Here is a 9,119-nt window from a genome sequence, read left to right as displayed (position 1 = left end):
TGAAGTAAATGAACTGGATTGGGCTGTCGCTTTACAGCAGTTGATCGAGCTTTTTCAGGATGTCCTGAAAAAGACCAATTCCAAACTCAAAAAACTAGTCGAAAATCAACTACAGCAATGGATGGCCGGTTTACCCAGTTATATCAAGGCTTATTTGCCGATTTCAGTGTGCGAAAGTTGAGCTCATTACGTTTAATCGTATTTTGATGGATACCTTTTCCTTTTTCATCAACTGCTTTTGAATGCTCACTAATGTTGTGATAAGTTACGGGAATTCCTAGTTCTACAAGAAAGTTAATCGTTTGAATACCGATAGTAAGTGAACGATTCTTACGTTGCTGATGCACTTTTTCAAGCCATTGCCGCTTATCTGAATGGATTACGCTTTGTTGCTGGTTCATAATGACGTTCCTCTCTGTATTTTTTTATCAAATAAATTTCTTTTAATTCGATCTTAGCTTGCTTCGCCATTTCTTTTGCTTTACGAACTTCAACTTCTAACCCCATTTGCTTGAAGCGTTTCTCCATATCTTTTGACAACTGAATAACTTCTAAAAGTTCATTCTCTTGGTCTGGTTCTGGTACTTTTGCTTTACAACCCAGACATTGCATTTTAGTTGGACACACGAAATCGGTCACGCAAGTACCACCTAATACTTTGTTATACACCCCAACTTTTTCAGCATGTTCATCAAATTGCTGTTGTAACTCTTTAGGACTTCTTAAATATGCATCATCAATATCGACATAGCGTGAAATGACATCATGTAATTCACTTACTAATTCAGCGATTTGCGATGGTGTTGGTGCGGAGTAATAAGCTGTTACATTCAAATCCCTTTGATGTAACAGCTTGGCGACAATATCAATATTCACGTTTTGTCGCTGGACTGCCTCTGTTGCAAAAGCATGTCGTAAAAGGTGCGTCTTGATTGTTACAGGCTTACCGCTTTGTGTTTCAAGAACCAATCCATGAAGGAGGAATCGAATGGAGCTGTATATGGCATCATATTTCATTGCATTACCTTCGTATTGAAAATAATAAGGCATAGGCTCACGAAAAAGATGCTTTCTATCACCTCTGTATAAATTACTTGGAATTTTCTCAACAGCATAATGCTCTTTTAGTAATCTTGCTACGGTTTGAATATGCTCCATAGTCTGTTTGCTTATATAAAATTCTTCTAATGAATCTCGTCCTTTAGGGATAGCTTGAAATGAGAAATGCAACTTCTCTTTAACCTTTTTTATAAGGATACATTCTTTCGTATTATTAATTTGAAGTAATTCATTTAATCTTGCACCAGTGGTTGTTAAAATATCTGTTGCTAATAGACCAAATGTACAAGCTGTATAAAATGGCTCAATATCAATTAATAAACCTTGTGCTTTGTCTTTGTGCAAAGTAACAAAAGTTGACGGTGTTAAAATACCTTTATGATGAGAAAAAATGGAGAGGGCTGTTGCTTTTGCTGATGTTCTTGTCCATAGCCCCATAAAGATAAAAACTTTAAAATACGCTCATGTTCTTCAATCGGTCTATTTTTGTACCAATCTCCTAGAACGTTAAATTCAATCAATTCATTAAACCAAAGACCCTCTCCCTCTGATTCGTCCTCTATTGATTCAGCACGAATAAACTCAATGAAATAAGCATTATTTTTATCAGAATAAGTTGCTTTCTTCTGTGTCGCTAATTTTATAATAGTTTCTGAAAAATGTATTTGGTGATGCAATACAAAGGATGGTTTATCCCATAAACGAAAATGAAATCTCTCCCCGATACGTTCGGGTTCATTGTAGAAAAACTCAATTGGTAGTGATAATGATTTAGTTTCTACCTCCTGTATTTGTTGATGAAAGGCATCACGTAGTCTTTTCATCTGATTCCATCGTAAGTTTGCTTCTGCACGTATCGTTGGAAGCATTGGAACAATAGCATCTGTTTCATCTTTACGAATAGTTTGAGCTTGTTCTTTTGCTAACTTTCGAAATGAAAAACCTCTTAGGTCAAACGAAATAGGTTGCAATAGAAACAGTTTAAAATATTCTTGTTCTTCAAGAGATAAGTTGTTATACATCCATTTTTGTGTAGTGTACTCGGTTCCACTATAGCATTTCAACAACTCGCTTCTTTTGTTGTTGGAATCGTTAGGGAAAATCTCGCCTTTTAAATATCCATATAAATGAACATTCGGATCGAAGTCTAAAAATCTAGTAATGTTAAAATGATTGAAAATATCTTTAAATCGAGTGCTTAAGGTCCCGATGATTGTTTTAATAGTTGTGGCATCTTTATTTTGAGCTGTTTCGATTAATATAATCAATAAAAGATGATACTTCCAATCAAAATTTAAGCAATTATTATTAAGGTATTTAAGATTCCGTTGATCTACTTTGTCGATTAAAAACTCGCTTCGACCGTTCTTCAGGCACATCAACTTTGTATCCATTTTTCCAAGCCACTTATCATACCATTCCGTCGCTGGTCTTAGTTGTGTTGCGTCAGCCAATTTTATTCCAACCCTTCTAATAACTCTTGTAAGTCTTCATCTACTAGTTCAATCTTTGTTGTTTCAATGACTGCCAGCTTTGGTTTTCCAGAAGATTTATGCTGCTTAGTATAATCTCGCTCTCTTTGTGCCATTTGTTCCATCATATTTTCATGAGCTTCTCGATGTTTTGCTTCGTCAAAATGATGTTCGTATATGTTCATGGTATCTGGATTTTTCCATCTCATATATTTAATCAATTCGTTTTTACGCTGTTGAATTTCAACATCATTTATGGAAATGTTATGAATTTCTCTCAGGCGAGAAGTGACAAACCAATGTCTTGCTTTATGTGGGTTGAAACTTAATTCATTAACTTTCATTGCTCGATTCCAATGATAATACCAAGCATGATAAGTAAATGCTGTTCCATTTGCAGATAAGAAGATTGGTGCATCGTCAGGCAATTGTTCAAATCCTAAATGGTTTTCATCATAGGATTTTCTCTCGGTGTCTATATAGTGAAACAATCGTTTGACAGTATCTTTACTAAAGCGTAGGAACTTGATCTTCCTACCATGACTCCCTTTGTTAAACGTGCTAACCTCTTGATGACTTCTACGCTGACGATAATCTCCAACGGTTAGTTCAATAATTTCCGATGTCCTTGCTCCCGTTTCGAATAGCATACGAGCTATAATCATTTCACGTTGCGACCAATTTACTTTTTTCCCTGCTTGATAAACTTGATAAGGTAAATTCATATCATCAATAATTTTGGGCTGCCATTCTTCATTGATGATTTTAAAGTAGGAATCTGTTAATCTTCGGTGAATGACAGGATCTTCTGTTCCTGCAACTGAAGGCATTCTAGGTTTATCTTCTCGAACACCTCTTACTTCTTCTTTATAGCTATGCAGAATAGCTTGCCCATCAATTAAAGGGTTATGATGCGGATAGTATTTTAAGCGAATCATAGACTTGTAAAATGACTTTAGTGCCGATAAAAAACGACTAATGGTAGTAGGGCTTTTATTTGTTAAATTCACAAAACGAAATGAGTCCTTATCACGAACTTTACAGCTCATTTCATGCTGTAAATAATCCTCAACAGCTACACGTATCTTTCCTTCCGATTCATTCCATTGCACTCGGTTTCCCTGATAGTTACTTTCTTCCTCTAGCCACTTAAAAAAGGGTAATAAGCACTTTAAATAGGATGTTGCAGAACTCTTATCAATTCGCCCTAAACAATCTTGGTAATAGTCTGTTAAAGGTAGAAAGGGCTGGTTATCTTTAAATACTAATAGCTGATATTTACTTTTAACATGTTTCGGACAATACTCATACCAATACAATTATTAACCTCCCACAAGGAACATTCGTTTCACTTTAATGTTTTTCTTCGTAATTGTAAAATGTTTAACCTTTTAATAAAACTAGGTGAAATAATTAGCCGAAATAAAAATGCACACCACTAAAATTTACTTTTAGTAATGTGCATTTTTATAATGTGTGTAACATTATAAACAAGCTATGATGTAATAAAACATCATGTACAATTACTTGTCTTTAATATTACAGAGTAGGTTTACGCTCTTTTAAATTTCATTCACATATTAAAAAACGATGCTTTTTTATCCCCATCTAAAATAGTACCAACGAAGAACGAGCCGAATTCGCCATAGCGTGCGCTCACTTCGTCAAAACGCATTTCATAGATAAGTTTCTTGAATTGAAGAACGTCATCCGAGAACAACGTCACTGCCCATTCGTAATCGTCGAAACCGACAGAACCTGAAATGATTTGCTTCACTTTGCCTGCGTAGCTGCGGCCAATCATGCTGTGGTCGCGCATCAACGCTTTGCGCTTGTCCATATCGAGCATATACCAGTTATCGTCACCGTCGCGTTTTTTGTCCATCGGGTAGAAACAAATGTACTGACTACGTTGTAATTCAGGATACAAGCGTGCGCGCACATGTGGATTTTGGTACGGATCTTCAGTTGATTCACCTGCGAGATAATTCGACAGTTCAACGACAGAAACGTATGAATACGCTGGAACTGTGAAGTCCGCGATTGCGAGTTTATTGAATTCCGCCTCAAGCTCTTGTAGTTCGTCCATCGTCGGACGCAATGTCATTAGCATGAAGTCTGCTTTTTGACCGATAATAGTATAGAAAGCATGGCCTCCCGTTTTGTCATCATCCGCTTTTTGAAGCTTCTCAAGGTAGACAAGAAACTCATCGGTCGCCGCCTGACGTTCTTCTTTAGAAATCAATTTCCATGACGCCCAGTCCATCGAGCGCAAATCATGTAATACATACCAACCATCGAGTGTAATTGCTGCTTCGTTCAAATGAATTCAAATCCCCTCATCAATGAATTTGCTACTAAAATCAGTGTAGCATAACCGTTTGAAGAAGTTGATTCAGAAGGGTCGTTGTCACGAATTTGACACGTAGTCTATGGGTTTCAACGCTAACCGAAGTCGTGTATGCTAAGAATAAGGAAACAACGGTACTAATGTAGAACAGCCCTTGGTGAGGGGGTTATCCCGCCAAAAAGTCTATGATCAGGAGAATATGAAATGTCACAATACGAATCATTTTTACGCATCCCTGAATGGCGATTTGTGGATGAATCGAATACAGCTCGTACCCGTTCTGCGCTAGAATCGTTTGCGATGGATGATACACTCTGCCACCTTGTCGGCCAGCAGATGAGTGTGCCGACCATCCGATCGTGGGTACATAACCGCACCGTCGTTCTTGGTATCCAGGATCATCGCCTGCCGCATATCGATGAAGCTATTCCAATGCTCGAAAAAGTTGGCTACCAAGCGATTGTTCGCAACTCAGGTGGACTTGCCGTCGTGTTGGATGAAGGTGTGTTGAATCTATCAATTGTATTGTCCGAACATGATTCATCAATCGATATTCCAGCAGGCTATGAAGTGATGTTGTCGTTCGTTCGCATGCTATTTCCTGAAGTAGGAGATCAAATTGAAGCATATGAAATCGTAGGTTCCTATTGTCCGGGTTCCTATGATCTAAGCATCGGAGGTCGTAAATTTGCGGGTATTTCACAGCGTAGATTACGGCAAGGAATCGCTGTCCAAGTGTATCTTTGTGTTGAAGGAAGCGGGGCAGAACGCGCAACATTAATACGGGATTTGTATGAAATTGGATTGCAAGGAGACGAAACGAAATTCGCTTACCCGGCCATCAAACCCGACGTAATGGCGTCTCTTGCTGAATTGCTCGAGATGCCCATCATAGTGAGCGACGTTGTCATACGTGCCCAATTATTGTTACGTTCCCTCGCCGACAACATTGTAATGGGCGGCTTGAACCCGGAAGAAATGGAACTGTATATGTTCTATTTAAATCGAGTTGTTGAGCGGAATAAAAAAATGCTGGCAAGAGAATGAAAAGCGGTTAACTCCCAGGAAGGGGGCAGCCACTGAAAAACTCACGTTTTCAAAAACCAGCACAAAAAGACTCCCACTTCACATGTGTTTCGTTACTAATATTCACAGTTAATCCCCACAAATCACATGAAAGTCTCTCCGACTTTGGGAATTGGTTTTTAGTTTTTGTGAGTTAATGACTTTTTCAGTGGCCTCGGAAGGGGGTAGGCCGCCTTTTAGTCTTCATCCAAGTGGAAAAATCTCTATTCGCACAAAAGAAAAACCACCGATTAGTGGTTCATCGGTGGTTCTTTTATTACAAGGTTTCCGTTTTGTTCCATCTTGAATACAGGTGCAGTACGCTCTGCATCATCCTCAAATGTAACGAGACGACGTGCACGATTCATGATTTGGACGAACTGTTCATAGTCATCGCGGAGTGTTTTATTTTCTTGACGGAGTTTTTCAATTTCCTTTTCAAGCTTTTCCGCCTTTTCATTTGCAATTCTTAAAGTCTGTTTCCAGCGCAATGATTCATTGTCACCAGCGCCTGTATGGTGCATTCGAACGAGATAGGCGATGACTGTATCTAGGGATAATGCCGATAATGGGACGGATACTTTATGCTCATCCTCAGAACCTTGCATGGGCGTATACAATTGTTGTCCACGTCGTTTGAAGTCTTTTCCAAGTACACGTATTGCCTGCTTGCGTTCTTTTTTTGCTTCAACGAGCTCTTTTTCATAATCGCGTCGCACGACGGCATTCCATCTGAATCCGCAAGCCGCGGCTGTTCGGTCTAGTGCATCTCCAACCTCTTCGAAAGCGCTGAGTTGCGTGCTGCCCTCCCGCACATGTCGTAATACCGTGTCTGCCAATAAAGTATCATTCTCTTCTATCCAAGCATCCTGTCTAACTTTCACCATTTCCGTGCCTCCTGTCATATGTTCATAGTCTCTTTCTACGGTCAGTGTGGACAGAGTTACACTACTTTATTCATAAGGACAAAAGGATTCTATTAATAATTCTGGCGAATGAACCTTTTTCCATCTTTCTCGGAACTATTTTTTGGACTATACTAAGAGGAATGAGTTGATGGAGGTGCACCATGGCGTACAAAGATGAAAAGTTAGTCGAAGAAAAAGTGTTCAAAGATCCGGTGCACCGCTATATTCACGTGCATGATAAAGTGATCTGGGACGTAATTGGTACACGGGAATTTCAGCGCCTTCGTCGGATTAAGCAGCTTGGTACGACCTATCTTGTGTTCCATGGAGCAGAGCATAGTCGATTCCAACATTCACTCGGTGTCTATGAAATCGTGCGCCGAATTATTGACGACGGTTTCAGCGGTAGACCTGAGTGGAATGATGATGAGCGGCTTGTCACACTTTGTGCAGCATTGCTACACGACCTTGGACACGGTCCGTTTTCGCATGCGTTTGAAAAAGTATTTAATCTAGATCATGAGCATTTTACACAGCGAATTTTGCTAGGGGATACGGAAGTGAACGCGGTACTTCGACGTGTAGGCTCTGATTTTCCGCAAAAAGTGGCGGATGTCATTGGGAAAACCTATCCGGATAAGCTAGTTGTGAGTCTTATTTCAAGTCAAATCGATGCAGATCGAATGGATTATTTGCAGCGAGATGCCTATTATACGGGCGTGTCGTATGGTCACTTTGATATGGAGCGTATTTTGCGTGTCATGCGACCAACGGAAGAGCAGGCGGTCATTAAGTATAGTGGCATGCATGCGGTGGAAGATTACATCATGAGTCGGTACCAGATGTATTGGCAAGTCTATTTCCATCCAGTTTCACGCAGTGCAGAAGTCATTTTGATAAAAATATTGCACCGTGCAAAATATTTACATGAAAACGGGTATGTATTTTCGCATGAGCCTGTTCATTTTCGTTCGTTTTTTGATAGGACATTTGAACTTGAGGATTATATCGCACTTGATGAAAGTATTTTGCTTACGTATTTTCAAGTATGGATGAAAGAAGAGGATACGATAGTAGCAGACCTCTGTTACCGTTTTATTAATCGGAAATTATTCCAGTGTGCAGAATTTGATCCGGCAACAGAATATCGTAAAATCGGTGAACTAGAGCAGTTATTCAGGGAAGCAGGGCTTGATCCGGAATATTATTTGCTGGCGGATTCATCGTCTGATTTGCCGTATGATTTCTACAGGCCAGGTGAGGAAAACGAACGAATACCAATCTATTTACAGATGCCAACTGGTGAATTAAGCGAGTTGTCACGTTCATCGGATATAGTAGATGCGATTTCGGGTAAACGACGGACAGACCATAAAATCTACTTTCCAGAAGACGTATTACTAGAAGGAAAAGAGCAGAATCCTCTGTACGAGCGGATTTTACATATGCTGAAAAACTAGGAGAGGGTGGGAGTTTTGCTACAAGAACATGCCAAGATTGTACAGTTCATTTCGATGGCAAATGAAGTGAATGGACGAAAAAAGTTGCAGAAAATGATTTATATCGCAAAAAAAATGAATTTTCCATTCGCTGAAAAATACGAGCTTCACATGTACGGCCCCTACTCGGAAGAATTGACACTACGCGTGGAGGAACTTTGTGAAATGGGATTTCTTGCGGAACAATGTGTCGATAAAGGATCGTACGTTCAATATAGCTATCACGTGACAGAAGAGGGGACAAGCTTCCTTGAAACAACAAATACACCGCATGATTTATTAACGACGTGCATCGATTTGCTGAACGTCAAAAGTTCCCGCTTCCTGGAGCTGGTATCGACACTGTTGTATTTCGACCATCTTGAAACGGATGAGCAAATTGCCAAAGTCCATATCGTGAAAAATAAATTAAACTTCACTGAAGACGAAATGACCGCTGCATTTGGGTTCATCGATGAATTGCCGAAGTGCTCGGTTCAGTGAAAAAAGCTGACCCGTCGTAACGTGAAATTTCGTTACAGTGGGCCAGCTTTTTAAAATATCATTTATCGCTCAAACGTTTTCCGGCAACCGCATAATGGTTTTTCGGCATCTCTTCGATGAAGACGACGACATTTTCAATAGGTGCGCCTGTCGTTTCGGAGACAACCTCCGTTACTTTTTCACAAAGCGCGCGTTTCTGTTCCTCTGTGCGGCCTTCAAGCATTTTTACTGTTACATATGGCATTCCATTTCCCCCTTCCCCTAGATATCCGTTATAGTATAT

Annotated in this window: 10 protein-coding genes and 1 pseudogene; 4 read left to right on the top strand and 7 right to left on the bottom strand. The window is 39.6% G+C overall.

Annotated features, from left to right (window positions below; genetic code table 11):
- A pseudogene (locus tag H4683_RS21450) lies at positions 1–181 on the top strand (IS4 family transposase); the annotation flags it as partial.
- Here the strand turns inward: H4683_RS21450 and H4683_RS14070 are convergent.
- The 5 genes from H4683_RS14070 to hemQ all read right to left on the bottom strand — a co-directional run bounded on the left by H4683_RS14070 (position 144) and on the right by hemQ (position 4,854).
- Positions 144–401 (bottom strand): hypothetical protein, encoded by a 258-nt coding sequence (locus tag H4683_RS14070; RefSeq protein WP_192599454.1) that lies wholly within the window; start codon positions 399–401, stop codon positions 144–146. The pseudogene H4683_RS21450 and the gene H4683_RS14070 overlap by 38 nt on opposite strands.
- A complete protein-coding gene (locus tag H4683_RS22210; RefSeq protein WP_338062474.1) occupies positions 367–1,497 on the bottom strand; it encodes a hypothetical protein in 1,131 nt (376 codons plus the stop codon). The genes H4683_RS14070 and H4683_RS22210 overlap by 35 nt, the downstream gene beginning before the upstream one ends.
- Complete coding sequence (locus H4683_RS22205; protein ID WP_338062473.1) at positions 1,425–2,513, bottom strand: hypothetical protein; 1,089 nt, start codon at positions 2,511–2,513, stop codon at positions 1,425–1,427. Before H4683_RS22205 ends, H4683_RS22210 begins: the two co-directional genes overlap by 73 nt.
- Positions 2,514–2,515: 2 nt before the next feature.
- The gene (locus tag H4683_RS14060) at positions 2,516–3,850 is read right to left on the bottom strand and encodes a tyrosine-type recombinase/integrase (RefSeq protein ID WP_192599453.1); all 1,335 of its coding nucleotides are present in this window, start codon (positions 3,848–3,850) and stop codon (positions 2,516–2,518) included.
- A 254-nt stretch (positions 3,851–4,104) separates the two neighbouring features.
- Positions 4,105–4,854, bottom strand: a complete 750-nt coding sequence (gene hemQ, locus H4683_RS14055) for a hydrogen peroxide-dependent heme synthase (RefSeq protein WP_192599452.1) — start codon at positions 4,852–4,854, stop codon at positions 4,105–4,107.
- Positions 4,855–5,085: 231 nt separating this feature from the next.
- Here hemQ and lipL point away from each other — a divergent pair, with 231 nt between their 5' ends.
- Entirely contained in the window at positions 5,086–5,928 is an 843-nt protein-coding gene (gene lipL / locus H4683_RS14050; protein ID WP_192599451.1) for an octanoyl-[GcvH]:protein N-octanoyltransferase, read from the top strand.
- A gap of 269 nt (positions 5,929–6,197) precedes the next feature.
- Here the strand turns inward: lipL and H4683_RS14045 are convergent, their stop codons facing one another.
- Complete coding sequence (locus tag H4683_RS14045; RefSeq protein WP_192599450.1) at positions 6,198–6,833, bottom strand: RsfA family transcriptional regulator; 636 nt, start codon at positions 6,831–6,833, stop codon at positions 6,198–6,200.
- A gap of 182 nt (positions 6,834–7,015) precedes the next feature.
- Between H4683_RS14045 and H4683_RS14040 the strand changes: the two genes are divergently transcribed.
- Both H4683_RS14040 and H4683_RS14035 read left to right on the top strand, forming a co-directional pair.
- Complete coding sequence (locus H4683_RS14040) at positions 7,016–8,314, top strand: HD domain-containing protein (RefSeq protein WP_192599449.1); 1,299 nt, start codon at positions 7,016–7,018, stop codon at positions 8,312–8,314.
- Between the two features lie 15 nt (positions 8,315–8,329).
- Positions 8,330–8,836, top strand: coding sequence for a YwgA family protein (locus tag H4683_RS14035; RefSeq protein WP_192599448.1), 507 nt, complete (start codon positions 8,330–8,332; stop codon positions 8,834–8,836).
- 58 nt (positions 8,837–8,894) lie between these two features.
- Here H4683_RS14035 and H4683_RS14030 read toward each other — a convergent pair whose 3' ends face one another.
- On the bottom strand, positions 8,895–9,080 hold the full coding sequence (locus H4683_RS14030) for a 2-hydroxymuconate tautomerase (protein ID WP_192599447.1): 186 nt from the start codon (positions 9,078–9,080) through the stop codon (positions 8,895–8,897).
- Positions 9,081–9,119 lie beyond the last annotated feature (39 nt).

It is taken from the genome of Sporosarcina limicola (assembly GCF_014873855.1).
Classification (GTDB): domain Bacteria; phylum Bacillota; class Bacilli; order Bacillales_A; family Planococcaceae; genus Sporosarcina; species Sporosarcina limicola.
This window is presented reverse-complemented; position numbering and strand designations above follow the sequence as displayed.